The sequence below is a fragment of the Robbsia sp. KACC 23696 genome, assembly GCF_039852015.1.
Lineage (GTDB): Bacteria > Pseudomonadota > Gammaproteobacteria > Burkholderiales > Burkholderiaceae > Robbsia.
The window spans coordinates 233651-258842 of the sequence record NZ_CP156628.1; the positions used below are offsets into that span (position 1 = coordinate 233651).

Sequence of the window (25192 nt, forward strand, 5' to 3'; positions counted from 1 at the left end):
GTAGTAATACTTAGTAAATAGGCTGTGCCCGAAGCGTTAAAAGATGAAAGGGCATGCCACGCGTTGAAATGACATGCGCGACGAGAACGATAGGACAGCCAGACCCGCACGCAGGGGCGACCGTGTCGCTTCAATGGGCATCGCATCTGAGATGGCTGACGCCAATACGATGCCTTGCCGGGGAACGCGCCGTGACGGTGTTATCGGCGATAGCCCGCATTGCTCGACGTCGAACGTAGTCAAGAGCGCATGGCGGAGTCGGATCGAACTGCCTCGATGCGCACAGGATAGGAGAGGGAGACGCTCAGGTCCCTACACAAAATGGATATTCAGTGGCACTTTTTGCGTATAAGGCGCAAGTCGCGTGTGCTAGCGATGAAAGCTGGCCTAACCGCGCTGTGCCACCAGGCGAGACACGCTTGCCGCCGCGTCGCGCAGCGGTGCCAGATAGGTATCGATCATTTGTTGCGCATTTTTCCGCTGGGCGTTACCGCTGATATTCATCGCGGCAATCACGCGTCCCTGGCGATTCCGAATGGGCGCCGATATCGAAATCAAGCCCGCCTCCAGCTCTTGATCGACGAGCGACCATCCCTGATCTCGCACTTGTGCGATTTCGGCCTTCAGGGCAGCGGGCTCCGTTTTCGTGCGCGGCGTGCGCTGCGTTAACGTCGTTGCCGCGAGTCGCGCATCCAGCTCCTCGTCATCGAGCGCCGACAGCAACACGCGCCCCATCGAGCTGCAATAGGCCGGCAAACGGCTGCCGATCGATAAATTGATCGTCATGATCTTTTGCATCGGCACCCGCAGGACATACACGATCTCATGTCCGTCCAGCACTGCCGCCGACGCGCTTTCCTGCACGCGCGCGGAGAGCTGCTCCAACACCGGCTCGGCCAGATTCCAGAAAGGCAGGGACGTGAGAAACGTAAAGCCCAATTCCAAAATCTTCGGCGTCAGCCGAAACAACCGCCCCTCCGTTTCGACATAGCCCAGCGTATGCAAGGTCAGAAGGATCCGTCGCGCACCGGCACGCGTCAGCCCGGTGGCCTCGGCGACGTCCGTCAGCGTCTGTGCCGGCCGTTCGGCATTGAACGAGCGGATTACGCTAAGGCCGCGTGCAAAGGATTGCACATACGTGTCACCGGGCCGGTCCTCGCGCGTGAGATCGGGCGCGACCTGTTGGCGAGTACGGGATAGGTCGGCGCCGTGCGCCACGTCTGCAGAATCGTCGGTCATAAGCGTGAATCGTCTAATAGGGAGGCGCGGCAAGCAGGCACCTCGCAGGGGAACCTTGCGAACGCCTGATGCGGTGTTCAACCAGCATTGCCAGCATTACCCATCCGCGCACAAAAGGACCCAAGGGTTATCCCTTGTTGACCGGTCAAATAGGAGAAACCTAGTATGACAACAAATGTTCGTTTAGCGAATGTATGTTCGATATACGAACAAGTCAAGCGAGGAAAACCCGATGGCGTCGGGTGATGTGCGCAAGGACAATGGAGCGGGCGCGGTACGGCACGGCTTCCGATCGTTGCCGTTGGGAATGATCGGCGGGCTGTCCATCGCGTATCAACCGGGCGAAATCGCCCAGACTGGCTGGGAGTGGCAGGACAGATGATCAACAAAATTTACGAGAGCGCGGCGGCGGCCTTAGCCGATATCCGCGACGAATCGACTGTCATGATCGGCGGCTTCGGCAATGCCGGGATGCCCGCCGAACTGATCGATGCCCTGATCGATCAGGGCGCGCGCGAACTGACGATCGTCAATAACAACGCCGGCAATGGCGAGACCGGGCTTGCCGCGCTGCTGAAAGCCGGGCGCGTGCGGAAGATCGTCTGTTCGTTTCCGCGCCAGACCGACTCGCACATCTTCGACGGCCTCTATCGCGCCGGCAAGATCGAACTCGAATTGGTGCCGCAAGGCAATTTGGCCGAACGTATCCGTGCCGCGGGCGCCGGTATCGGCGGCTTCTTCACGCCGACCGGTTTCGGTACGAAGCTCGCGGAGGGCAAGGAAGTCCGCGAAATCGACGGACGTTCCTATGTGCTGGAAAGCCCGTTGCACGCCGATGTCGCGTTGATCAAGGCGTTGAAGGCCGATCGGTGGGGCAATCTGGTGTATCGGAAGACCGCGCGTAACTTCGGTCCGATCATGGCCACCGCCGCGAAGACCGCCATCGTGCAGGTGTCGGAAGTCGTCGCGCTCGGAGAATTGGATCCGGAAGCCGTCGTGACGCCGGGTATCTTCGTTCAGCGTGTCGTGCAACTGACGCCGCGGGCCCTGTGAGGTGCAAGCCGAGCGGCGCAGCGCCGCTGTGAGCGGATCGCTCGGTCCGATGCGGACCGCGAGCGGAACACCTTGAATCAACCGGATTATCGCGAGACATCGCGGAGAACAATGATGAAGCGACTCAGCCGAGACGACATGGCAAAGCGCGTGGCAGCCGACATTCCCGAAGGCGCCTACGTAAACCTCGGAATCGGTGTGCCGACGATGGTGGCGAATCACCTGGCAGCCGACAAGGAAATCTTCCTGCATAGCGAAAACGGCGTGCTGGGCATGGGGCCTGCACCGAAGCCGGGCGAGGAAGATGGCGATCTGATCAATGCCGGCAAGCAATACGTGACACTGCTCGCGGGCGGCGCGTTTTTCCATCACGCCGATTCCTTCGGCATGATGCGCGGCGGCCATCTCGATTATTGCGTCCTGGGTGCCTTTCAGGTATCGGTCAAGGGCGATCTGGCCAATTGGCATACCGGCGCGCCGGATGCCATCCCGGCGGTGGGCGGCGCGATGGATTTGGCGCTGGGCGCCAAGCGCGTGTTCGTGATGATGGAGCATTTCACGAAGCAAGGTGAAAGCAAGATCGTCGCGCAGTGCGGCTATCCGGTCACGGCCGTGAATTGCGTCAGCCGTATCTATACGGACCTGGCGATCATCGAGGTCACGCCGGACGGCCTCGTCGTGACGGACCTCTTCACCGATATGCCGTTCGATGAGCTGGTCGAGAAGACCGGTGTGCCGATGACCTACCGCCCGCAGGCCTGATACCGGAGTAGACGATGAGCGAAGTCTTTATTTGTGATGCAGTACGCACGCCGGTAGGCCGCTACGGTGGCGTGTTGTCGTCGATCCGCGCGGACGATCTCGGCGCCGTGCCGTTGAAGGCCTTGATCGCGCGTTATCCGAATGCCGATTGGTCGGCGATCGATGATGTGATCTTCGGCTGTGCGAATCAGGCCGGCGAGGACAATCGTAACGTCGCGCGCATGTCGTCGCTGCTGGCCGGCTTGCCGCTGACGGTGCCGGGCACGACGATGAATCGCCTGTGCGGCTCGGGGATGGATGCCGTTGGCACTGCCGCACGCGCGATCCGGTCCGGCGAGGCGAACTTCATGATCGCGGGCGGTGTCGAGAGCATGAGTCGCGCGCCCTTCGTCATGGGCAAGGCGACCAGCGCGTTTTCGCGCAGTGCCGGCTTGGAGGACACGACCATCGGCTGGCGCTTCGTGAACCCGCTGATGAAGCAGCAATACGGTGTGGACGCGATGCCGGAAACGGCGGAAAACGTCGCCGACGACTACAAGGTCAGTCGCGCGGACCAGGATGCCTTTGCATTGCGCAGCCAGCAGAAGGCGGCTGCGGCGCAGGCGGCCGGATGGTTCGACGCCGAGATGGTGCCGGTGTTCGTGCCGCAAAAGAAAGGCGATCCGGTGGCGGTCAACCGCGACGAACATCCGCGCGAAACCAGCCTGGAAGCGCTCGCAAAATTGAAGCCGATCGTGCGCGCCGACGGCACCGTCACTGCCGGGAATGCATCGGGTGTCAACGACGGCGCGGCCGCGTTGATCCTCGCATCGGCGTCCGCCGCGAAGGAATATGGGTTCACGCCGCGCGCGCGGATCCTGGGTATGGCGACCGCGGGCGTCGCGCCTCGTGTGATGGGAATTGGTCCGGTACCGGCAACGCAAAAACTGCTCGCGCGGTTGCAGATGACGCAGCAGCAATTCGATCTGATCGAATTGAACGAAGCATTCGCCAGCCAAGGTCTGGCCGTGCTGCGGGAACTGGGGATTGCCGATGACGATGCACGCGTCAATCCGCAAGGCGGCGCGATTGCATTGGGCCATCCCCTGGGCATGAGTGGCGCGCGGCTCGTGACCACGGCGGTACACCAGCTCGCACGCACCGGCGGTCGCTACGCCTTGTGTACGATGTGCATCGGTGTGGGCCAAGGCATCGCCATCGCGATCGAGCGCGTCTGATCAATCTCGGGCGCGGTGAAGGCGCGCCTTGCGACGCATAAAAGAGAGCGGGGCCTGCGATATGCGCAGGCCCCGCTCTCTTTTATTACGTGGATCGCCAACGTGTCGACGGCGACGCGTCGGCAGGATTATCGGCTTATTTCGAGCCGGCGTCCGTTGGCACCGCTTGCAGCGGCGCGGCAGGGGTATCGCCGTTCAAGGCCGATTTCTCTTGCGACGCAGCGTCCTTCTTGAACTGCTGCTGGTCTGTCTTGGCGGCAAGGACCTTCTGCTTGTAATCCTGCTTGGCGGTCGTTTTGTCCGTCTTCGTCTTTTGCTTGTACTCTTGCTTGGCCGCCTTTTTGTTCGAGCGGTATTGCTCGTTGGCTAGCGCATTATCGTTCCGCTTCTGTACGAGCGGATCCGTCGTCGGCGTGACGATACGCACCGGCGCGGACGAGCTGTTAATCCCGTTATTCACGGCAGAGCCGGCTGCTGGCTGCGTTTGCGCATAGACCAAATTGACCGAAAACGCGGTTGCGGTGACTAACAGGATCGACTGAATCCGATTCATTGCATTCTCCTTCTTCTACTGACAACGGCACCATCGTATCGTGGTACCTGAGTTACATCTGTGCTGTTTTGTAAATCCGGGCACTCTTTTACGTTATTGAGCCCGACCAGCCCCGATCATGCCCGCCGCGTAAAAATCGCGGTGTCGGGATATTCCCCGATGTGAAGCGCCTTTTTGTAAGCAAACTTCGGGCCAGGAGACAGAAGTTCGCGTGGAAACGGCGAGGTAGATCCCATTCGGGGGATCGCCGGGCCTAGGCTGCGGCTTTGGGGTAGCATCGAAGGCATGTCGGGCAGATAGGAACAGCGAGGCCAACGATATGGAACGACGCGGGAATGGTAGCTTCGGCACCGGCTCGGTAAAGCGTGCCGATGGACGCGCACGCGGGCGGCGCGCGGCGTGCGTCCTGGCGTGTGCCGTGGGATTGGCGGGGATCCCCTTCCTTGCGGCCTACGCCGGTAGCGTGTCGATTCCGGTAATACGCGACAACGTCACCGGTGCGATTTCGACTGGCACCGCACCGTTGGTCGGGCCGATCAATAATGAGACAGCGAAAATCGTGGGTCCGGCATCGGCGGTGCAACCGAAGATCGGCGAAACCACCGCGCCGCTCAATGACAGTGCGATGTTCCGCGCGAACACCGCTTTGCAGAATCAGGTAGCCAGCGGCAGCGCCGGCTATATCGCGCCTTAAGGTTTGATGGGGGCGGGCACCAGACGGATGCGCGTGATTTCCGACGGCGCGGCAAATCGCACCGGCGGGCCCCAATAGCCGGTTCCCCTGCTGATATACATCCACATGGCGCCGCTGCGTACCAAGCCGGCGGTGAACGGCTGCTGGACGCGTACAGCGAAATTCCACGGAAAGAACTGGCCGCCGTGCGTATGGCCGGACAGTTGCACGTCGAAACCCGCTTTTTCCGCCGCGGCGCCGGTGCGCGGTTGATGGGCGAGCAGCAGGCGGAGCGCCGCGTCGGCCGGCGCGCCGGACATGGCCTTCGCTGGATCGCTCTTGTGCATATTGCCGAAATGGCTGGCGCTGAAATCGGTCACGCCACCCAGCACCATCGATGCGTCGCCTTGTTTCAGCACGACGTGCTCGTTCATCAGTACATGCAGACCCAGACGCCGGAACTCGGCCACCCAGGCGTCGGCGCCCGCATAGTACTCGTGGTTGCCGGTGACCAGATAGACGCCGTGCTTGCCTTTCAAGCGTGATAGCGGGGCTGTATGCGCCTTCAGCGCCGGCACGCTGCCGTCGACGATATCGCCGGTGATCGCGACCATATCGGCATTCAGGGCGTTGACCGCATCGACGATCGGATCCAGATAGCGCTTGCGAATGGTCGGGCCGACGTGGATATCGCTCAATTGCGCGATGGTGAAACCGTGCAGCGCGGCGGGCAGATTGGCGATCGGGATCTCGACGTCGATCACCGGGGCACGCCGCCGCGCATTGTAGATACCCGTCAGCAGCATCAGGATCGCCAGTGCAATGACCGTCTCGGCGGTGGTGCGCACGGCGACGTCCACCGGCAGCGCGGTCTGCAAAGCGGCAGCAAACGAGAACGGCATCGCGGCGATGACCGCGTAGACGAGCAGCACGACGTCACGGATAAGCGTGAGCGTCAGTAGAAATGAGAAAAATCCCATTTCCAGCAGGCCGACCCATGTTGCAAATGCGCGCAGTCCTTGCGCGCCGCCGTCGCGTCGACGCATGCCGACCGGGACGATCAAGCAGGAGAAGACCAGCCATAGCGCCATCGCCGTGTGTGCAGCGGCGTTGCCGGGGAGAGCGGGAATCAGACGGAAGCCGACGTAGGCATGCAGCAGCACGCCGATGGTGACGACACGAAGAAAAAAACTGCGCATGGAAATCCCGTGGGGCAGAAGAGACGACCAGCAGATCACCCCCCTGATTGCACGCGAGGTGCGTGACAAATCCGAGGCAACCTGCCAGCCGGAAGCGGTACGACCGAGTGGAATAACTGCGATTCGATCGGGTTGGACGTCCGTTGAGTCAACGGACGCGATCTTTATTCTAACGGTGTTTAAAAAACACTGCGCTGCAAGGAACGATGTCAAATGTGCTGGCAGTATGGCCCAACGGCATGGCATGCACCACGCGCGTTCGTTCGCGGTAAGTGAATGATGCTAAGTGCGCGATGAGAAATAGCAAGATTCGGACTGGTTTCCTCCTCCAAAGAGCGCGATAGGCGAGCGATGCAGTGCCGTTTAAGGGGATGGTTTCTCGTGCGGTGTTTTCTAAGCCGTTTCCTTCCCTTGGTCGGTCTTGCGGTTTAGCAACCGTGTATTAGCCTTGGCCTCGGTTGCGGTATCCATGCACCCTCACTGCCGCACCGTTGACTGACGGCTGCCACATCGGGCAGTCACCTTATAAGGAACTTGCTATGAAATCCCTCGTGTTTCTGATCATTGCGATGCTGTGCGCCCCGGTAGCGATGGCACAGGCGATCACGCCGCAGACGGATTATGAGAAATGCCTTTCCGAGCACAGCATGCGCAACGTGCCGGCTGATCAAGGGGTCCGGATGTGTTTCGATCGGATGAAGATGCGTCAGTAAATGGTCGGTCGCGCTAGATGACGGCTGGCGTATTCAAGCGCGTTTTTTCTTATCGATTGATCGCGGCGTCTGTCCATCCGACACCGCCACCTTGACCGTCTCATCATTCCCGGGCACCATCGGCCGTTTTTGCTGTCTTATCGAACGGATCACGCGCTAATGCGTGCCGGGAAACAGCGAGCGCCCGAGGATCGATTGATGGACATCTTTACGTTTGCCCTAAGCACCGAGCACATCGCTTTGAACGACCTTTTGAAGGTCACCGGCGTTGCGCCCAGTGGCGGCGTTGCCAAGATGTTGATAGCAGAAGGGCAGGTGCGCGTGGACGGTAAAGTCGAACTGCGCAAAACGTGCAAAATCCGCGCAGGGCAGACCGTGCAATTCAATCAAGCGAAGATCGTCGTGACTGCGTGAATCGCCACGCCGGCGCGGGACTTCGTCTGTATGGCACGAAGGTGATTTGCCCAAAAGCCCTACGGATGTTATGCTGACGTTGCTCAGGGAGTGCGTCAAATAACGGCGGGGAACAGACTAGCCCTTATCCGTGCACCTGGGCAAACTAATTTAAAGGGCTGCTTTCGAGCAGCCCTTTGCCTTTTACCGGGCCTCTTGTTGCAAAGACGTTCCTGGGTGGGCCTTCCACAAAAGGAGGCCATCTCTTTCCCACTGGGCAAATTTTCCGTCGTTTTCTTTCGGATAGGCGCTTGTCATCCAATGGACGTTTTGGCGGCCGGAAGCACTTGCTTTGTTAAGAACAAAGCTTCCGATAAGCGGGCGCTCCCCAACAATTTCGGCGCTCAAAACGACGATGCTGCCCGAGGTGGAGGCTGACTTGTAAATCGCAATAGGCTTCAAAACGCTATTCGCGAGGCCAGCGACGACCCGACGCATAAGCTTGTGTTTGTCGAGCAGCTTGGCTAGGACATTCACCGTTGTGACTACCGCCAGATCGGGGGCGTTTAATGCGGAAAGCACTACTCGCGAGAATCGGCCAATTTGAACTTCAACACCCAGGAATTCGCGAGTGTACCCCTTGCCGTCGCGCTGCTGCTCAATGAAACCCGGTAAATCGGGGGCCATATGTATGCGGTGTACGCGGGTACCAAATCCTGTTGCGGTGCTCATAGTGCCCTTGTGTAGTTACTAAGGCACCGTATAGCGCGAAGCTTTGCCCGTCCTCTTTTTATATTTTATTGCGTGCGTTTGAATCGCGGGATTGATTGCTGAATCAAAGACGAGGATTCAGCTCTTGGCTCAAAATTGACTTGCTGCGCGTAGCGTTGAGGCATGCGCAGGGCAGTCCGTGCAATTCAATCAAGCGAAGATCGTCGTGACTGCGTGAATCGCCACGCCGGCGAGGCCGCCGACGATCGTGCCGTTGATCCGGATGTACTGTAGATCGCTCCCCACACTGCGCTCCACTTCCTGGACCAGCACCGCATCGTCCCATTGGCGCACCGTCTGCGCGATATGATTCGCCACGGTTTCCCGCAAGGCGGGCGCGATCGCCGCCACAAACTGCGCGCATTGCGCGTTCAAGGCGTCGCACCATGAGCGCGATGACAACAGCGTGTCGCCGAACGTCGCCAGTGCGTCGGTCAGGCCCGCTCGCAACGACGAACCCGGTGTCGTCAGGCCCAGCAGCAGATGCTCGCGCGCCGATTCCCATACACGATCGATATGCGCCGATAGCGCAGGGCTGCGGAGCAGCGCCAGCTTGGCTTCGTCAATTCGCTCGAGGAAACCCTCGTCCTGTTTCAGTTTGTCGATAAAGCCGAATACCGCGGCGTCGAAGGCCTGGCGGCGCTCGTGTTCCGGGTTCTCGCTTATTTCATGCAGATAGACATGGAAGCCCCGCACCAGCGCCCCGGCCAGTTTGACGCCCACGTCCTCCGTTTTCACACCAAACAGCCCAAGCGCGCTGATCAAGGTCGGGTACTCTTCGCCCGCCACGGCGACGATCCGGTTCGCGAAATACGCTTGCACGGCCGGATCGTCGAGCCACAGCGCAGCCCGTTTGATGCCTTCGTCCAGCAGCGATTGGTGGCGACGGTTTTCGGTGAACAGGTCAAGGAGCTGGCCTACCGCACCGCTGACGTCGACGTCGCGCGCCCGCTCACGTATCAAGCCAGCCAACGATTCCTTCAGCGCCGTATCGTCGAACGACCGCACGAACACCGCAATCCCCTCCGATAACTTGTCCGCCGCCACCTGCGCCTGCTTCGGCTCGCGCAGCCATCCGGCCAGGGCCGCGGCGGGATCGAGGGCCGGAATCTTGGCGAGCAAGGCTTCAGTGCCGAGAAACTTGTCGCGGACGAAGACCGCCAATGCATCGGCCACGCGCGGCTTGTTGCTCGGCAGTATCGCCGTATGCGGAATGGGCAGCCCCAATGGCCGGCGGAACAAGGCCACCACGGCGAACCAGTCGGCGAGCGCGCCGACCATCGACGCCTCGGCAAAGGCGCTCAGCCACGCCCAGCCGCCCGTGTCATGGTGATATTTGGACAAGGCGAGCAGCGCGGCCGCCACCACCAACAAGCTGGTGGCCAGGCGCTTCATCGTCTTCAGTTTTTGGTCGTTTTCGGGCAATACTGGCATCAAGGCAGAGTCTTAGGTCGATACGAACAGGACGCCTTCGTCGATCGGGGACGCGACAAAATCAGCGATCGCCGATGTCGTGATCCCGAGCCGACAAGTCGCATTATGCGAAATGACGTCACTTTCTACGTAGAAAGATAATGAATGGGTTATAACGCGCTTCGCCAAGCCGCGGCCGTATCGTAAGGGAGCCGGGCCGATTCGGCCAGTCTGACCGAACGGCGTGTCGCTTGCAGCCCTCGGCCGGACAGCCAGAGGGCTTCCCTCTAATTTACCCTGCCAGAGCGAAAGCCGCGTGGGTGGAAGAACGCACGATCAGTTCGGCTTCAAACGACATATTGCGCGGCGTGTCCGCGGGCGAGGAGGCGGCATTGCCGCGGCCAGACGCTTTCTCGCGGACGGCCTGCGCATGGGTGTCGAGGCGATCGTTCAGCAAGTAGAGCGCGCGCGCACCGATATCGAAAGTCGGTTGACGCAGCGTCGTGATGCCAGGCGTCATCATCGCCGCCCAGTCCGGGTCGTCGAACGATGCCAAGCCAAGGCGTCCGAGCGGGGCATCGGCGCCGCGATACGCGACCGGCGCATCGCTGCCTGGCAAACCCACGTCGCGGCGGCGGGCGAGTTCCAGTGCCAGTGCGAGCATCGTCTGCCCGTTAGCGGCGACGAGCGCCGTCCGAACGCGCGTGGCGGACTCGCGCATCTGGTCGATGATCCGGGCGATGCTTTGCTCGTCCTCGCGGTCGACCACGAGCGACGATACCGACATGCCGTTCAGACGCGCCTCCGCCAGCACGGCCGATTCGCGTTCTCGACGGGAGCTGATCGAGGACCAGGCTTCACTGACGAAAGCGACCGACTGAAACCCCGACGCGGCAAGGTGCGTCACCAACATCTTGGATGCCGACACATTGTCGAGACCGACGCTGTCGCAGGCGATGCCCTCGACCTTCCGATCCATCAACACCACCGGGATATCGCCTTCGACGACGTTGCGCAGCGCGGATTCGGGCAAGCCGACCGGATTCACCAGCAAACCCTCCGCGCGATAAGTCCGCAGCAGATCGAGAAAGCGGTTTTCGAGCTCGACTTCATTGCCGGCATTGCAGATCATCGGCATCAGTCCGCACTCACGGCAGGCCGCTTCGATGCCCTGTATCAGCGCCACCGAGAAGGGATTCTGCAAATCCGCCAGCAGTACGCCGACCAAGCGAGTGCGACCGCGTTTCAGTCCGCGCGCCATCTGATTGGGGCGATAGTTCAACGATGCAATCGCATTCTCGATGCGCGCGCGCAAGGGGGGCGACAGGGCTGCCGTCTCGCCGTTCAGAAAGCGCGAGACACTGGTCTTGCCGACGCCGGCGGACTTGGCGACGTCGCTGATCGTGGGCGCACTCATCGCGCCACTGCCGACGAGGTCAGGACGTCGGGATTCGCCACGTTCAGCGGCGGTCCCGAGACCAATACCGAGATCAGGTTTTCGACTGCATCCATCGCCATCGCATCGCGCGTTTCCTGGGTGGCGGAGCCGGCGTGCGGCAGCGCCAGCACATTCGGGAAGGTCAGCAGCGGCGCACTCGCCGGCAGCGGTTCCTGATCGAAGACATCGAGGCCGGCGCCACCGAGATGCCCGGAGCGCAGCGCCTCGGCCAGGGCCGCTTCATCGATCAGCGGACCGCGGCCGCCATTGACGATAATCGCGCCGCGTTTCATTTTTGCAAACTGTTCCGCGCCCATCATATGCCGCGTCTTTTCCGTCAAGGGCGCTTGCAGGCAGACGAAATCGGATTTCTCGAGCAGTTCGTCGAGCGACACGCGTTCGGCCCCGATGGCGCGTTCGGCGTCGTGTGCATGCCGGGGGCTCGTATAGAGCACCTTCATGCCGAAACCGAGCGCGCCGCGCTTCGCCACTGCCTGACCAATACGGCCAAAGCCGATGACGCCGAGCGTCTTGTGATGCACGTCGAATGCGAACTGCGCGGGCCCGATGCCACGGCCGGATTTTTCCCATGCGCCGCTGCGCACATAATCGGAGAGCTCCGTGACGCGCCGTGCTGCGCCGATCAGCAAGGCGAACACGAGGTCGGCCGTCGTCTCGGTCAGCACATTGGGCGTATGCGTCAGGATGATGCCGCGTGCGGTGAGGTCCGCGACATCGAACTTGTCGATGCCGACCGATACCGTCGAGAGAACCTTGAGGCGATGCGCACCCGATACCGCATCGGCATCGATCGTGACGCTGGATCCAATCGCGCCATCGGCATCGACGAGGGCGGCCTTCAATGCCGCGGCGCCATCGGCACCGCCGGTATCGACATGGAGCAGCTCGAAGTGCGAGGCCAGTTTGGTCATTGCCGCATCCGGCAACGGTTTATAAACGACAACGCGGGGCTTGCTGGAAGAAGTGGTCATGGATCAGGAAAAGTGCCTAGAAGAATGCTTCAATGCGTCATCCGAGCCGGCTTTTGCAGCGGCGGCGGTGCGGGGTCCGGAAACGGCGAACGTCAAGCCGACGGCAATCAATAATGCGCCTGCCATAAAGGCATAGGACGCAGCGGGGTTGCCGGTGGCGCCGTTCAACGCGCCAACCGCATAGGACCCGACGAAGGAACCGAGCGCGCCCATGCCGTTAATCAAGGCCATCGCACCGCCCGCCACGTTCTTGGGCAGCAACTCCGGCACGATCGCGAAGAACAGGCCATACGGCGCGTACATCGCGGCGCCCGCGACGACGAGCAGCGCATACGAAATCCAGAAGACGTGCTGTCCTACCGCATACGATGCCGCGAAAGCGATCGCTCCCACCAGCAACGAAGGCCAGACAAAGCGCAGGCGCGCCCGTGTCCGATCGGACCACCAAGCCAGCGTGACCATCGATAGCGCGGCGGCGAGATAGGGCAGCGACGACAACCAGCCGGTGGCGACCAGGCCCACGTGCGCGCCGTTTTTAAGAATCGACGGCAACCACAGGACGAAGCCGTAGACGCCGATGCTCCAGCAGAAATACAGCAGCGACAGTACGATCACCGGGCGTGATCGCAATGCTTCGGCATAGTTCCGGACCGGCTTCAGATTGGCTTGTTCGGCAGCTAACGTCTCTTCGAGGCGCTGCTTATCGGCGTCGGAGATCCATTTCGCGTCGCGCGGTTTGTCCTGGACGATCATCCACCAGAGGAAGGCCCAGATTACGGCCGGTACCCCTTCGGCGATAAACATCGTGCGCCAGCCGAGGCTGTTCACCAGATAACCGGACACGACCGACATCCACAAAATGGTGACCGGATTACCCAGAATCAGATAGGTATTCGCCCGCGAGCGTTCGCGACTCGTGTACCAATTGCTAATGAAGATCAGCATGGCCGGCATCACGGCAGCTTCGACGACGCCGAGCAAAAAGCGGATCGCCATCAAGATGGCGACGTTGTCGACCATTCCGGTGGCGGCGGCCAGAATGCCCCAGGCGATCAGGCTCGCAAAGACCAGCCGCTTTACGCTGCGCCGTTCGGCATACATCGCGCCGGGCACTTGGAAGAAGAAATAACCCAGAAAAAACAGGGCGCCCAGCAAGGACGAAATGCCCGGCGTGATATGCAGGTCTTTCTCGATGCCGGCAGCCGATGCAAAGCCGTAGTTGGCACGGTCCAGATACGCGAGGCTGTAGGTGATGAAAATCACCGGCATCAACAACCACCAACGGCGCGGCGCCAAGGCACCACGGGTGTCCTGCCGCGCTAGCGTCGGCTTCTGATCCGAATCACTCGATTGAGGCGATTGCATTTTGGGTCTCCTGTGCCGACGCGTCGCGCTCGAGTTGCGTCAACTGGTCCGTGGTGGGAAGCCCTTCGCTATCTCCTACCACCTGCACCTGCAGGGCGCCGATCCGCGCGCCTCGTGTTGCCGCCTCGCGCGCGGTCTTGCCGGCGGCAAGCGCACTGATGACGCCTACCGCAAAGCCGTCGCCGGCCCCAACGGTGTCGATCACTTCGGCCACCGGGGTGGCAGCCACGCGGCCTTGTGTTCCATCGGCACACGCATAAAACGCGCCAGTCTCGCCTAATTTCACGACCACGCCCTTCGCGCCGCGCTTCAAATAGAAATCGGCGATGCCCTCCGGCGTCTCGGCGCCGGTCAACAGCGTGCCTTCACCGAGGCCAGGGAGCACCCAGTCGGCGAGATCAGCAAGCTGATTCAAGGTGTCGATCATGACCTGCTGCGATGGCCACAGCGACGGTCGCAGATTCGGATCGAAGGAAATCGGCTTGCCGGCCGCGCGGAAGTGCCGGGCCAGCTTGAACGCCAATGCCCGCGAGCTTTCCGAGATGGCCGGTGCGATGCCGGTCAGATGCAAGGCTTTGGCGCGATCGATGTAAGCGATATCAAAATCGTCCTCGCTTAAATGACTCGCGGCCGATCCTTTCCGGAAGTATTCGGTGATCGGATCGGCACCGCGCTGGGCCTTCTCCTTCAACTGAAAGCCGGTGCGATAGCGATCGTCGACGGTGACATGGCTGGCGTCGATGTTTTCTTGTGCCAGCGTCGCCAAGACATGACGGCCGAAGGAGTCGTTCCCCACGCGGCTCAGATAGCCCACGCGATAGCCCAGACGGGACAGGCCGATCGCGACATTCAGGTCTGCCCCCGCGATTCGGCGCGAAAAGCGCTCGACCAGCGCCAGGTCGCCCGGCGTTTCGGCGACAAATAGCGTCATGGCCTCGCCATAGGTCAGAAAGTCGATCGGCGCGTTGTGCAGGGGAGTCGTGGAAGGTACGGATGACATAAGAGAGGGAATGGAATCGGTTCCTGTTGATTGTCCAGGCAATTGCTCATGCAGTGTATTCGGGAAATCCCTGTATTCGCTTACATGATAGAGCGGAAGCGCCCGATGCGCTTCGCGTTCATCGGCGTGAGACCAGGATTATACGGTGGGGGAAGTATCGTCGGAGACGCGGGCCACGCGCGCGGTGACGGCCGTCATCAATTCATAGCCGATCGTGCCGCACGCTTGCGCCACGTCGTCGATTGGCAGCTGCGTGCCCCACAGTTCGACCGCAGCACCTACGCCGGCGTTCGGGCAGGGTGTCAGATCGACGGTCAGCATATCCATCGACACCCGGCCCACCACCCGCGTGCGCACGCCATCGACGACGACCGGCGTGCCTTCGGGGGCCGTGCGCGGATAGCCGTCGGCATAACCGCAGGCAACGACGCCGATCCGCATCGCGCCCTTGGCAGTGAACGTCGCGCCATAGCCGAGCGTATCGCCGGGCCGCAGCGTCTGCACCGACAACAGGCGACTTACTAGCGACATGGCCGGCTTCAGGCGACCTGCCGTATCGGCGGCGATGCCGCTGGGCGCGGCGCCGTAGAGCATGATGCCGGGCCGTACCCAATCACCGTGGGCGTTCGCATGCCATAGCGTTGCCGCCGAATTGCTGAGCGAGCGTTCGCCGGGCAAGCCGTTCGCCGTTTGGTCGAAGACCGTCATTTGCGCCGAAACGCCCTGTGGTCCGTCGGCGGTGGCGAAGTGCGTCATCAGCGTGATTGGGCCGATAGCGGACGTGTCGCGTGCGCGTGCGTAAGCGTCGCGATACGCGTCGGGGGTGAAACCGAGTCGGTTCATACCGCTGTTCATCTTCAGATAGATCGGCAGCGGCTGCGTCGGACGACGCTCGGCCAACATCCGCAAATGATCTTCGTGATGAATCGCCGTCGTCAGCCCATAGGCCTCGACGACCTCCCAGTCCCGCATCTCGAAGATGCCTTCGAGAAGCAGAATCGGGCCGGTCCATCCCAATTCGCGCAACCGTACCGCCTCGTCCATATCCAGCAGCGCGATGCCGTCGGCTTGTTTCAAGCCAGGGAAGGCATGGGCAATATCGTGTCCATAGGCGTTCGCCTTGACGACGGCCCACACGCGACTGCGCGGCGCGCAGGCGCGCGCGACCGCGAGGTTATGGGCGAGAGCGTGCGTATGGATACGGGCAACGATAGGGCGGGGCAAGGCGGGTCTCCAATCCGGGAGTGACAGTCGAACAGCGAGTCACCGGATCGTAACGAAGAACGCCCCGCAAAAGTTACTTTTATTCACCGGAATTTCGGGAATAAGTGCGTCGTCAACGGGGTGTCGACGCAGGCAAAGCGGGACGCCGCGCTTAATCGACGTTTTCCAGATAGCCTTCCCCGCGTTTCGGGATACGCCAGGAGAAGAGCAACCCGATCGCCATCATCACGCAGACGTAGACATAGAACATCTGCTCGTTGCCGGCCTGCTTCATCCACAGCGCCACGTACTCGGCCGAGCCGCCGAATACTGCGTTGGCGATCGCATAGGACAGGCCCACGCCCAAGGCGCGCACTTCCGGCGGGAAGACTTCCGCTTTGATCAGGCCGCTGATCGAGGTGTACAGGCTGACGATCGCCAAGGCGGCCACGATCAGGCCGAATGCGGCCCACGGGCTGGTGACATTGCCGAGGGCCGTCAACAAGGGGTAGGTGCAGACGGTGGCCAACACGCCGAAAGCGATCATCGAGTTACGGCGACCGATCCGATCGGATAGCGCACCGAACACCGGTTGCAAGATCATATACACGAAAAGCGCGCCGGTCATGATCGTGCTCGACGTCTTCGCCGACATATGCGCTGTGTTCACCAGGTACTTCTGCATATACGTGGTGAACGTATAGAAAATCAGCGAGCCGCCGGCGGTATAGCCGATAACGGTGATGAATACGCCGCGGTGCTTCATCAGTGCGGACAACGTGCCGGCATCCTTGCGTTGCCGTGTTTCCTCGGACGCCGTTTCCGTCAGCGAGCGGCGCAAGAACAGCGACACCACAGCAGACAGGGCGCCGATAAAGAACGGAATGCGCCAGCCCCAGGCGCGCAATTCCGTATCGCTGAGCAGCGCCTGCAGGATCACGATCACCAGCACCGCCAGCAATTGGCCGCCGATCAAGGTCACGTATTGGAAGGAACTGAGGAAGCCGCGCTCGCCGCGGATGGCCACTTCGCTCATATACGTGGCATTGGTGCCATATTCGCCGCCGACGGACAGGCCTTGGAACAGGCGCGCCATCAACAGCAGGAACGGCGCCGCGGCGCCGATCGTGGCATAGGTCGGGAGGCAGGCGATCACGAGCGATCCGCCGCACATCATGCTGATCGAAATCAGCATGGCGCGACGGCGTCCGAACTTATCGGCAATACGACCGAAGAACCAGCCGCCGATCGGCCGCATTAGAAAGCCGGCGGCAAATACGCCGGCCGTATTCAATAACTGCGTCGTCGCATCGCCTTTTGGAAAAAACGACGCCGCGAAATAAATAGAACAGAAGGAATAAACGTAAAAATCGAACCACTCGACCAGATTCCCCGAAGAAGCACCGACGATTGCATAAATCCGATGCTTACGGTCGCGCGGTGCGGTGCGATCAATGTGCTGCGTCATGTACTGCCTCCAAATGCGCGGCGTGCTGTCACCGCTTATAAACTGCCGCTTTCCCTGTGCGTCGAATGCAGCGAATAACGGTTCGGTTGCATTCGTCGTCTTCGTCTTTTTATTGTTGGTCAAGGCCGAGCGAATGCGAAACCATAACGCGTCTTACGAAGCTGACGCGCATGGTAAACCACACGAAAGTAATTGGGGAGGCGAAACCAATCGATTAGTAAAAAGCAAGGGAAAACCCGGAGATACTATTCGATATGACCGGGGTATCGGCCAAGAAAATAGCGATGAAGTGCCGATGTCGCGCGGCCGGGAATGCCACGCCGCGTGATGTTGACATCACACGGCGAGGGATGCGACAGCGGAAGAGGCGAACTTAGCGGGAGCGGCGCCGAATGGCGTCAGTGAGGACGGCGACGAGCGCGTCGATATCGGCGGGCTTGGTCAGAAAGTGCTGGAAACCTTCCGCGAAACTTCGCAGCCGGTGCACCTCGTCGTCATGGCCGGTCAGCGCGATAGCGACCGCCGGTTGCACGTTGTGCCTTATCTCATGCTCGCGCAATGATTGGATCAGATAGAAACCATCCATGCCCGGCAGGACGATGTCGCAGATGACGGCGTCCGGCAGCGCTTCGATGGCGGTGGCGCAACCGTCTTCGGCGTCGGCGACGGCGAGAACCGTGGCGCCCAGGTCGGACAGTAGCGTCGATAATGCTTCGCGCGTGGGCGCGTCGTCCTCGATCAGCACGATCGTGCCTCGATCGAGCGGCCTTGCAGTGTTCATGCTCTTGAATTGCTCCCGCGGCGCGGACAAAATTCGATTATAGCGATCGCGTCGTTTCGCCGCGTGCCCCCATTCGTCGACTTGGACGAGCGGCGGCGCCATTGTAGGCGTCCAGGCCCCGCGTGGCGGTGGATTGTGCAGCGCGGGACGACTTTTTCGCGTAACGTCTCAATTTTGTGACAAATTCTTAATGTGTGTTTCACGCCGAGGCACCCGCCGCGCAGCGGGGCGCTGCGCGCGGTTGTGACCGCAAAAACCCCGTTTTCTTGATCGAATCCATGACCACCCTCTTTTCCGAATCGCTTGCTTCGTCTCGAACCGGATCCGGCGCGGCTAGCGCTGCAGCGTCCTCCGCTCGTCCGCAATCGCTGGATTGGATCGAACAGCTGGTACGAATGGACACGACCAGTAGGGAATCCAATCTCGGACTGATCGAAACCATCCGCGACGCCGTTCAGCGGATCACGGGCAGGGCGCCGGTGCTGACCTACGACCGCACGGGGAAAAAAGCCAATTTGTTCGCGACCTTGCCGGCGGCGAATGGTGAGGTGGACGGTGGCATCGTGCTGTCCGGGCATACCGACGTCGTGCCCGTGGACGGCCAGCAATGGCAGTCGGACCCGTTCAAGCCCGAGATCCGCGACGGCTTGCTGTACGGGCGCGGCACCGCGGACATGAAGGGCTTTATCGGCACCGTGATGTCGCAGTTGCCGAACTTCGCGGCGCAGCCGCTCAAGCAGCCGGTGCATTTGTCCTTTACGTATGACGAAGAGGTGGGCTGCCTGGGTGCGCCGGTGCTGCTGGCGGACCTCGCGGCGCGCGGGGTAAAACCGTCCGGATGTATCGTCGGTGAACCGACGGAGATGCGTGTCGTCGTCGCGCACAAGGGGATCAACACGTTCCGCTGCCAGGTGCATGGGCAGGCGGCCCATTCGTCGTTGACGCCACGCGGTGCCAATGCGATCGAACACGCGGCGCGCTTGATCTGCTACATCCGAGACATGGTGGACGAATTCCGCGCCAAGGGGCCGTTCGACGAAGACTTCGATGTCCCCTTCAGCACGGGCCAGACCAGCTTAATCCGCGGCGGTAACGCCATCAACACCGTCCCGGCCGAGTGCGAATTTCAGTTCGAATACCGCAATTTGCCGGGCGTCGATGCCGCCGCGATCGAAGCGCGTATCCGGGCCTACATCGACAGCGAGCTGTTGCCGCGAATGAAGCGCGATCACCCCGATGCGGCCATCGAATTGATGCGGACCGCCGGTGCGCCGGCGCTCGATGCGGCCGAGCAAGCGGCGGTGACGACGTTGGTCCGTGCCCTGGCCCGCGACGACGTCGTCCGCAAGGTGGCTTATGCCACCGAGGGCGGTCAATTTGCACTGGCCGGCATTCCCACCGTTATTTGCGGCCCGGGCAACATTCAGCAAGCACACCGTGCCGACGAATATGTCGCGCTCGAACAGATTGTCGCCTGCGAGGTATTTCTCGGACGCCTGTTGCAAAGCCTCGTGCAATAAAAAATCAGAGCGGAAAAAAACGCCTTTCACTGCACTGAAGCACCTGATTATCCGGGAAATTTTGCCTCGAATTCGAGAAAGGCATCGCTGACGAAGCGAGGGAATGTGTCAGTTTGAAACATTTCTCTATAGAGCTTGAGACTGAGCCTTAGGCAAGCTAGTCTTGTTCGAGATTTGCTCCCCCGAGCACCTTATCCCGGCGCCTTCATCGGTATTCGATGGCGGCGCCAGCGCGCTCGATTTCTGCCTCATTCTCGCCAATTCGAATAAGCCTTGCTGATCAGCCCAAACGACGCCAAGCATTCCCGCGCGTCGCAGCCCGGTCACGAATCGCTTGCCGTAGAGCAGATGGAGAAGACATCCGCCCCCCGAACCGCCGCAAGGCATCTGATTTGGGGGATGGTTGCCTTGGCCGTCGCGATGAATGCGATTTTTGCCTATACGCTGCTGCGTGAACGCCACGACGCCCGCGACCGCGCGTTGGCATTGCTCGCCAATGCCAACCAGACGCTGTCGGCGGATCTGGGCGCGCGTCTTGCCGTTGTCGACACATCGCTGCAAGCCGCCGCGCGCACGCTGTATAAGGACGCGCCAACGCCGGCGGTGCCTGAAAGTACGCCATTGCGCGCAGACGGCGCACGCAATGTGTCGGGCGTTAGTCCAAACGCCGATTCGAGCGTCACTCCGATTGTTCCAGCAAGTTCCGCGCGGTCCAACACGGTAATCGGGCCGACCGGGCATCTGCTTGCACTGTTTCAGCAGGGCGACGGGCTGCGGCATGCCAGCTCGTTGATGGTCGCCGATGCCGACGGCAATGTCGTGCTAGATTCGCGCGCGGGGCCGCTACGGCGGGCCAATGTGGCGAAACAGGATTTCTTTACGGTCCAACGCGATAAGTTGCCGAATCCGCCCGGTTCGGACCGGGATGCGACGGAGCAGGCCTATGTAAGCCACGTGCTGCAGGGTCAGCGCGACAATAAGTATTACATCTGTCTGAGCCGACGCTTGTCGAACGCCGACGGGAGTTTTGCCGGCGTAGTGTTCGCCTCGATTCCCAAAAGCGTTTTCGATTTGGCGTTTTCGCTGTTGCCGATCAATGAGGAGGGCGCCGCCGCCTTACTGCGCACCGACGGTGTGGTGCTAGCGCGCCGGCCTGATAATGCTGGGGCGATCAACGCCGATACGGCGGGTGCCGATCTCTGGCAGTCGTTCTCCAAGGCCAAGCACGGTTATCTTGAATCCCGCTCCAGAATGGACGGAATAGATCGTCTGTACGTGTATCACAGCGTCGACGGCCTGCCGCTGGTGCTGGCGATGGGGCAGTCGGTGAACCAGGTGTATGGCGCCTGGCGCGATCGTGCGCAGTTGCTCGTCTTGCTCGACTTGGCTTTGACGCTGTGCATCGTCGGTCTCGCGATGATGTTCCGACGCGTCTATGAACATGGTCGTCTGGCGAATCTGGCGGCGGTGCGCAACGAATCGTTGTTCCGCGCCGCATTGAGCAGCGCGTCCGTGGGCAGTGCGCTCGTCGAATTGAACCGCTACGTCTCGTATGTCAATCCGGCGTTGAGCGCGATGCTGGGCGTGGCTGAAGAACGCTTATTGGGCGACCGCTTGCATGATCTATTGGGCCCGCAATTTTGGCATAACGACGAAGCGGGTCTCGCGGCGCTGGAGCAAGGGCGGACCGAATCGTACGTGATCGAACGCTGTTTCACGCATCCCGATGGGCGCCAGGTGGACGTCATGGTGACGATCACGCTGGCGCGTACCGAGCGCGGAAGTCCGCGCTTCTTCGTCGCGCAGGTGCAGGACGTCACCGAGCGGATGCAGACGCAGCAACTGCTGAGCGAACAGAACGAGCATCTGCGCGTGACGTTGGCATCGATTGCGGACGGCGTGATCACGACGAACAACGACGGCATGGTGCAGTTCGTCAACCCGGCCGCCGAGGCCATTACCGGCTGGCAGAACAGCGAGGCGCTTACGCTGCCGATCGCTGCGATATTTTCGCTGCGCGATCCCGATACCGGCCAGCCGGTCAAGGACGCGGTGCGGCGCGCGCTGGGCACCCCGCGCGCCTCGCATGTCAGCATCGGCGGTGTGCTGATCGACCGAAATGGCTGGCGGCGCGAAGTGGCGTGCAATGCCTCGGCGGTTCGAACCGCCGAGGGTGCCGTGATCGGGGCGGTGCTGGTGATGCGCGACGTCAGTGAATCGCGCGAATTGCAGCGCAAGCTCGCATACAACGCCAGCCACGATGCCTTGACCGGCTTGCCGAATCGCACGGCGTTCGGCGATGCCTTGGAGCAGGCGCTGCTGGACGTTCAGCTCTCGGATCGGCAAAGCGCGTTGGCTTTTATCGATCTCGACCGCTTCAAGATCGTCAACGACACCGCCGGTCACCGTGCCGGCGACATGCTGCTGAAGCAGATCGGCCAATTGGTGCCGGCGCAATTGCGCGCGACGGACTTTGTCGGTCGGCTTGGTGGCGACGAATTAGGCGTGATCCTGCACGACTGCACGATCGACGAGGCGAAGGTGGTGCTCGACAAGTTGATTGCCGCCGTCAACGCGCTGCAATTCGTTTGGGACGGCCGCACGTATAGTGTGGGAGCGAGCGTCGGGCTCACCGCGATCGATCGGCACGCGGAATCGCCGAACGCCTTGCTGACCGAGGCCGACGCCGCCTGTTATTCGGCCAAGGACAACGGGCGCAATATGGTGAGCGTCTACCGTGGCGGCCAAAGCGATGCCGCCGATTGGCACCGTAAGATCGTGCTGGCGGCGGGCATTACCGAGGCGATCAGCGAACAGCGCATCTCCCTCTACGCGCAGAAGGTGTTACCACGGGATGCGCGTTCCGCGCCGCGTTGGGAGTTGCTCGCACGCATGTTCGACCGGGACGGCACGCCCATTCCGACGTCGGTGTTTATTCCCGCCGCCGAGCGCTATGACCTGATGGTACATATCGATCGCTGGGCGCTGACGACGGCGCTGGGCGAGCTTCAGCGGGCGATGGCGTCGGGTGCGCTATGCGCGGTACATATCAATATGTCGGCCAACTCGCTGAACGACCCGGATTTTGTCGGCGATGCCTTGAAAGCCATTGCCGCATCGGGCGTCCCCGCGGCGTCGTTGACCTTCGAGATTACCGAGACGGCGCTGATGCGCAATCTCGCCTCGGCCTCTGTCGCGATCAATGCGTTGCGGGGGGCGGGGGTCCATGTCGCGCTGGACGACTTCGGCATCGGGATGAGTTCGTTTGGCTATCTGCGTAATTTTCCGGTGGATCTGGTCAAGATCGATGGCGGCTTCGTGGTGAACATGATCGAGAACGCTGTGGACCGCAATATTGTCAAATCGATCCACCAAATCACACGCGATCTAGGCGCCCGTACCGTGGCCGAATCCGTCGAGAACGCCGCGACGCTCACGCTATTGCGGCAGATGGAAGTCGACTTCTTCCAGGGCTATCACATCCACGCGCCCGAGCCGTTCGAAAAAGTCATCGATGCCGAAATCAGTCGTATACGAGGAACGAACGCGCGACTGCATCTGATGGACGGCCCGATGCCGGGTGCCGCTAGCAGCCCTTCGTTGTAAGGTTGTAATTTATTCAAACTGGCGTTTTTTGGCCACGCGTCGCCTATCATTTTTAGCAAAACACTTTTGTTTTAACGTGGTGGGCGTGGCTGGGTAAGGCGCCTAAACCCTTGTTATACGGTTGTTTTCGTGGCATTTGTGACGAAATCGGTAACGATTTCCGATGAATTGCAAGGTCTACTGCTATGGCATGTAATAAACGCCGCCTATTGCTCTAAGCCTTACAATAGGCTATTATTTGCCTATGCACTGACATGACGTTGGTGTTCAGCAATAGCGCAGTAGGAGGTTTGCCATGTCGACACCCATTGTTACCGGCGCACTCGTCGCAGCGACGATTGCCGCTCCGGTCATGACCATATTAATGATCATTGCCAACACCCCCGCCTTCGCCGGTTAGTCAGTATTTCGGCCCAGGCGGGCTTTTTTTTTGCCCGGACGCCGGACGCGCGCGGGTTGCTAGAGGCGACACCGCTATGAATGAAAGCATTCGAACCCTGCGCGCCGATTTAATCGCGCTACTGGAAGCCGGACTGATCAGCGAAGCGCAGATGCGCGATTTCGACACGCTCTGGCCTGCGCCGGTCGCTGAGGCGATTGTCGACGTGGTGTAACGCCTGCTTAGCCACGAAGGTTGCTGCCAAGCACGTCTGTCTCGGCAGACTATCTTTACTCAATGACTATCGCCTTCGACCACCGCGGCGCGCTTGTCGAAATCCCACACTAATGCCTTGTGCGTATCGATCGGCTTGGGCAGCAGCTTCGCTTTATAGAACACATCGGCAATCGCCTGCTGTTCGCCGAAATTCTTCGCGAGGACCGGCCGCACTGCATAGCTACGACGCGCATTCGCACGCTCGACCGTCTCCGCATCGAGACCCCAGACAGGTGCGAGAATCTTTGCCGCTTCTTGCGGATGGGCCTTCGTCCAAGTCCCGGCCGCACTTAACTGCTTGTAGACGACGTTCAAAATATCGGGATGTGCCTGCGCAAATGACGTCGACGCCAGGTAGTACCGCTGATACGACGCAATGCCATCGCCGCGAACCAGGATGCGTGCGTTCGGCGCTTTCTCGACCGATGCCACATACGGATCCCAGGTGAACCACGCATCGACGCTATTGCGCTCGAATGCAGCACGTGCGTCTGCCGGCGCGAGATACGCGATTTGCACGTCCGCCGGGGTCAGCTTGGCTTGGGCAAGCGCCGCAAGCAGCAGATAGTGGCAACCCGCAGCCTTCGTTACGGCAATGCGCTTGCCCTTCAGATCCGCCAGCGAATGAATCGGATCGTCACGGTGGACGATCACCGCCTGTGCCGAAGGGGACGGTGACTCCTGCGCGATATAGACGAAATGCGAATTCGCCGCCTGAGCGAAAATCGGCACGGTGTCGGCAATATCGGCCGTCACGTCCAACGCACTCGCATTCAGCGCTTCCGTTAGCGGCAATCCGCTTGCGAACTCTGCCCACTCGATCTTCACATGCAAGGGCGCCAGCGCTTGGTCAAGCGTCCCGCGTGCTTTCAAGATCGCCATCAAGGTCGATGATTTCTGATACCCGATCCGCAGCGTGACGTTATCGCTACCCGATGACTGCGCGTAAGCGGTCGTCGTGGAACTTACTGCGATAACGGCACTAAGGATTACGCCTAGCAACGAGGCAGAAGCGCGTCGCAGGATCGGCTTAAGCATTGGCTTCTGATCAACGGTGTGGGCGAAGCGCGTATTCAGTTTCATCGAAGGAGGACGGAAAGTGAGCCAGCTTCGAATAGTATCGAGCCGGTCCTCAACGTCCTAATGATCAATCTGAATATCGATTGCAGGAAAAGCGG

General features: G+C 60.8%; 24 protein-coding genes. 11 read left to right on the forward strand and 13 right to left on the reverse strand.

The annotated features are described in order from the left end of the window. Positions 1-387 precede the first annotated feature (387 nt). A complete protein-coding gene (locus tag ABEG21_RS22415) occupies positions 388-1239 on the reverse strand; it encodes an IclR family transcriptional regulator (protein WP_347558772.1) in 852 nt (283 codons plus the stop codon). A 232-nt stretch (positions 1240-1471) separates the two neighbouring features. On the opposite strand from ABEG21_RS22415, the gene ABEG21_RS22420 reads away from it, so the two are divergent. The 4 genes from ABEG21_RS22420 (at position 1472) to pcaF (ending at position 4271) form a co-directional block, all read left to right on the forward strand. Then, positions 1472-1621 carry a hypothetical protein gene (locus ABEG21_RS22420; protein WP_347558773.1) on the forward strand — a complete coding sequence of 50 codons (150 nt, stop codon included), beginning with the start codon at positions 1472-1474 and terminating at the stop codon, positions 1619-1621. Continuing rightward, positions 1618-2292, forward strand: coding sequence for a 3-oxoacid CoA-transferase subunit A (locus ABEG21_RS22425; RefSeq protein ID WP_347558774.1), 675 nt, complete (start codon positions 1618-1620; stop codon positions 2290-2292). The genes ABEG21_RS22420 and ABEG21_RS22425 overlap by 4 nt, the downstream gene beginning before the upstream one ends. Positions 2293-2406: 114 nt before the next feature. Next, positions 2407-3054 carry a 3-oxoacid CoA-transferase subunit B gene (locus tag ABEG21_RS22430; protein WP_347559065.1) on the forward strand — a complete coding sequence of 216 codons (648 nt, stop codon included), beginning with the start codon at positions 2407-2409 and terminating at the stop codon, positions 3052-3054. A 14-nt stretch (positions 3055-3068) separates the two neighbouring features. After that, positions 3069-4271 (forward strand): 3-oxoadipyl-CoA thiolase, encoded by a 1203-nt coding sequence (pcaF, locus tag ABEG21_RS22435; RefSeq protein WP_347558775.1) that lies wholly within the window; start codon positions 3069-3071, stop codon positions 4269-4271. 136 nt (positions 4272-4407) lie between these two features. On the opposite strand, the gene ABEG21_RS22440 is transcribed toward pcaF, so the two are convergent. After that, positions 4408-4824: a hypothetical protein gene (locus tag ABEG21_RS22440; protein WP_347558776.1), complete on the reverse strand. Its 417-nt coding sequence runs from the start codon at positions 4822-4824 to the stop codon at positions 4408-4410. A gap of 319 nt (positions 4825-5143) precedes the next feature. Here ABEG21_RS22440 and ABEG21_RS22445 point away from each other — a divergent pair, with 319 nt between their 5' ends. Continuing rightward, the gene (locus ABEG21_RS22445) at positions 5144-5518 is read left to right on the forward strand and encodes a hypothetical protein (protein ID WP_347558777.1); all 375 of its coding nucleotides are present in this window, start codon (positions 5144-5146) and stop codon (positions 5516-5518) included. On the opposite strand, the gene ABEG21_RS22450 is transcribed toward ABEG21_RS22445, so the two are convergent. Next, the gene (locus tag ABEG21_RS22450; RefSeq protein ID WP_347558778.1) at positions 5515-6696 is read right to left on the reverse strand and encodes a metallophosphoesterase; all 1182 of its coding nucleotides are present in this window, start codon (positions 6694-6696) and stop codon (positions 5515-5517) included. The two genes, ABEG21_RS22445 and ABEG21_RS22450, sit on opposite strands and share 4 nt — an antisense overlap. A 539-nt stretch (positions 6697-7235) precedes the next feature. Here ABEG21_RS22450 and ABEG21_RS22455 point away from each other — a divergent pair. Continuing rightward, positions 7236-7409 (forward strand): hypothetical protein, encoded by a 174-nt coding sequence (locus tag ABEG21_RS22455; protein ID WP_347558779.1) that lies wholly within the window; start codon positions 7236-7238, stop codon positions 7407-7409. Positions 7410-7607: 198 nt separating this feature from the next. Beyond that, a complete protein-coding gene (locus tag ABEG21_RS22460; RefSeq protein WP_347558780.1) occupies positions 7608-7823 on the forward strand; it encodes an RNA-binding S4 domain-containing protein in 216 nt (71 codons plus the stop codon). Positions 7824-8006: 183 nt separating this feature from the next. Here ABEG21_RS22460 and ABEG21_RS22465 read toward each other — a convergent pair whose 3' ends face one another. The 8 genes from ABEG21_RS22465 to ABEG21_RS22500 form a co-directional block, all read right to left on the reverse strand. Next, positions 8007-8534 carry a hypothetical protein gene (locus tag ABEG21_RS22465; protein ID WP_347558781.1) on the reverse strand — a complete coding sequence of 176 codons (528 nt, stop codon included), beginning with the start codon at positions 8532-8534 and terminating at the stop codon, positions 8007-8009. 189 nt (positions 8535-8723) lie between these two features. After that, the gene (locus ABEG21_RS22470) at positions 8724-10007 is read right to left on the reverse strand and encodes a DUF445 domain-containing protein (RefSeq protein ID WP_347558782.1); all 1284 of its coding nucleotides are present in this window, start codon (positions 10005-10007) and stop codon (positions 8724-8726) included. Positions 10008-10278: 271 nt separating this feature from the next. Then, positions 10279-11403 (reverse strand): LacI family DNA-binding transcriptional regulator, encoded by a 1125-nt coding sequence (locus ABEG21_RS22475; protein ID WP_347558783.1) that lies wholly within the window; start codon positions 11401-11403, stop codon positions 10279-10281. After that, positions 11400-12416, reverse strand: a complete 1017-nt coding sequence (locus ABEG21_RS22480) for a D-glycerate dehydrogenase (protein ID WP_347558784.1) — start codon at positions 12414-12416, stop codon at positions 11400-11402. The genes ABEG21_RS22475 and ABEG21_RS22480 overlap by 4 nt, the downstream gene beginning before the upstream one ends. A gap of 3 nt (positions 12417-12419) precedes the next feature. Continuing rightward, a complete protein-coding gene (locus ABEG21_RS22485) occupies positions 12420-13685 on the reverse strand; it encodes an MFS transporter (protein WP_347559066.1) in 1266 nt (421 codons plus the stop codon). A 73-nt stretch (positions 13686-13758) separates the two neighbouring features. Beyond that, positions 13759-14781 (reverse strand): sugar kinase, encoded by a 1023-nt coding sequence (locus tag ABEG21_RS22490; protein ID WP_347558785.1) that lies wholly within the window; start codon positions 14779-14781, stop codon positions 13759-13761. A gap of 138 nt (positions 14782-14919) precedes the next feature. Beyond that, the gene (gene alr, locus ABEG21_RS22495; RefSeq protein ID WP_347558786.1) at positions 14920-16005 is read right to left on the reverse strand and encodes an alanine racemase; all 1086 of its coding nucleotides are present in this window, start codon (positions 16003-16005) and stop codon (positions 14920-14922) included. 151 nt (positions 16006-16156) lie between these two features. Continuing rightward, entirely contained in the window at positions 16157-17452 is a 1296-nt protein-coding gene (locus ABEG21_RS22500) for an MFS family transporter (RefSeq protein WP_347558787.1), read from the reverse strand. Between ABEG21_RS22500 and ABEG21_RS22505 the strand changes: the two genes are divergently transcribed. Next, positions 17451-17780: a hypothetical protein gene (locus ABEG21_RS22505; protein ID WP_347558788.1), complete on the forward strand. Its 330-nt coding sequence runs from the start codon at positions 17451-17453 to the stop codon at positions 17778-17780. The two genes, ABEG21_RS22500 and ABEG21_RS22505, sit on opposite strands and share 2 nt — an antisense overlap. Positions 17781-17825: 45 nt before the next feature. On the opposite strand, the gene ABEG21_RS22510 is transcribed toward ABEG21_RS22505, so the two are convergent. Beyond that, positions 17826-18197 carry a response regulator gene (locus ABEG21_RS22510; protein WP_347558789.1) on the reverse strand — a complete coding sequence of 124 codons (372 nt, stop codon included), beginning with the start codon at positions 18195-18197 and terminating at the stop codon, positions 17826-17828. Between the two features lie 314 nt (positions 18198-18511). On the opposite strand from ABEG21_RS22510, the gene argE reads away from it, so the two are divergent. The 3 genes from argE (at position 18512) to ABEG21_RS22525 (ending at position 23973) form a co-directional block, all read left to right on the forward strand. Then, complete coding sequence (gene argE, locus ABEG21_RS22515; RefSeq protein ID WP_347558790.1) at positions 18512-19753, forward strand: acetylornithine deacetylase; 1242 nt, start codon at positions 18512-18514, stop codon at positions 19751-19753. A gap of 399 nt (positions 19754-20152) precedes the next feature. Beyond that, the gene (locus ABEG21_RS22520; protein WP_347558791.1) at positions 20153-23359 is read left to right on the forward strand and encodes an EAL domain-containing protein; all 3207 of its coding nucleotides are present in this window, start codon (positions 20153-20155) and stop codon (positions 23357-23359) included. Between the two features lie 476 nt (positions 23360-23835). Beyond that, positions 23836-23973: a hypothetical protein gene (locus ABEG21_RS22525; RefSeq protein ID WP_347558792.1), complete on the forward strand. Its 138-nt coding sequence runs from the start codon at positions 23836-23838 to the stop codon at positions 23971-23973. A gap of 59 nt (positions 23974-24032) precedes the next feature. On the opposite strand, the gene ABEG21_RS22530 is transcribed toward ABEG21_RS22525, so the two are convergent. Continuing rightward, complete coding sequence (locus ABEG21_RS22530) at positions 24033-25052, reverse strand: aliphatic sulfonate ABC transporter substrate-binding protein (RefSeq protein WP_347558793.1); 1020 nt, start codon at positions 25050-25052, stop codon at positions 24033-24035. Positions 25053-25192: the final 140 nt, after the last annotated feature.